Source organism: Microcoleus sp. OTE_8_concoct_300 (assembly GCF_031383065.1).
GTDB lineage: Bacteria > Cyanobacteriota > Cyanobacteriia > Cyanobacteriales > Microcoleaceae > Microcoleus.
Genome location: NZ_JANMZH010000644.1, coordinates 1 through 1222 on the forward strand (window position 1 = coordinate 1; position 1222 = coordinate 1222).

Sequence of the window (1222 nt, forward strand, 5' to 3'; positions counted from 1 at the left end):
TAAGAAACCGATTGATTCATGGATTTGAAGCACCAGAAGTCAATGAGTCTGTATCTGAATTGCTCGCCCTTGTCAATGAATTAATAAGTTTATGGGCACCAGAGGCATCTGGGTCCTGAGAGGAGGTTCCGCAAAAGGAGCGTTGCTCACTGCTGTTCACAAAGTCCGCGCGATCGCACTTATCCGGAGCAGGAATCGCCCTAGCCAACAAGTGAGATAGAAGCGTGAGCCCTTAACTTTGTTTATCTGCTAAGCTGTTCGGGATTTAAATTGTATGTCAAAAAACAATAAAACTCTTGTGGGGTGTCCCGCCCGCCCCGGATATGCAATTTAAATGCGCGACAGCTTATTCTCAACGGGCATTTGCCACTTAGAAATAGTTGCCCAAGTCCTCAGTTCTTTTTGTGACAGCAAAAGATGGAAAATCGAAGATGGAATAAAAACTTAGTATTTCCACAACCAGCTTTTCAACGATTTTGGCGATCGACTTCCGGGAAAATCGGCTTAATTTTGACTGTAGCGCTGACGATCTCCGCATTGTTGGCCCCCCTACTTTCTCCTTACGATGCGGCGGTCGATCGAGATTATTTGTTGCGCTTAGTGGCTCCTAGCGCTAAACATTGGTTTGGCACCGACGGTTTGGGGCGAGATTTGTTGGTGCGGGTGTGGCACGGATTGGGAATATCTTTACTCGTCAGCCTGGTTTCTGTGGGTGCGGGTTTAATTGTAGGAGCGCTTTTGGGGCTGGTGGCCGGGTATTTTCGGGGGTTGCTGGAAATGGCGATCGGCACTTTGGCGGATATTTTGTTAGCTTTTCCTTCGATTTTACTGGCGATCGGCGTTGTTACCGTCACCGGGCCGAGCCTGCAAAGCGTAATTATCGCCGTCAGCCTCGTGCAAATTCCGATTTACATCCGTTTAACTCGCAGTATGGTGCTTTCTCTGCGGGAACAAGAATTTGTTTTGGCCCTCAAGGCCTTGGGCGCCAGCGACTTGCGGATTATTTTTCGCCACATTTTGCCGGGAAGTCTCGCGCCTCTAGTTGTACAAGCAACTCTTTCGACTGGTACGGCGACACTAGAAGCTGCCGGTTTGGGTTTTTTGGGTTTGGGCGCACAGCCGCCGGTTCCTGAGTTGGGGACGATGCTTTCTGATGCTTTTAAGGGCGGATACGCTCTTTCGTCTCCTTGGACGATCGTGTTTCCAGGTTTGCTGATTACCT

The 1222-nt window shown here is 49.3% G+C and carries 1 protein-coding gene; it reads left to right on the forward strand.

Going from position 1 to position 1222, the window contains the following annotated elements; genetic code table 11:
* Positions 1-417: 417 nt before the first annotated feature.
* Positions 418-1222, forward strand: an 805-nt coding sequence (locus ACUVJL_RS29180) for an ABC transporter permease (RefSeq protein ID WP_445249043.1), incomplete at its 3' end; no start/stop codon positions are given.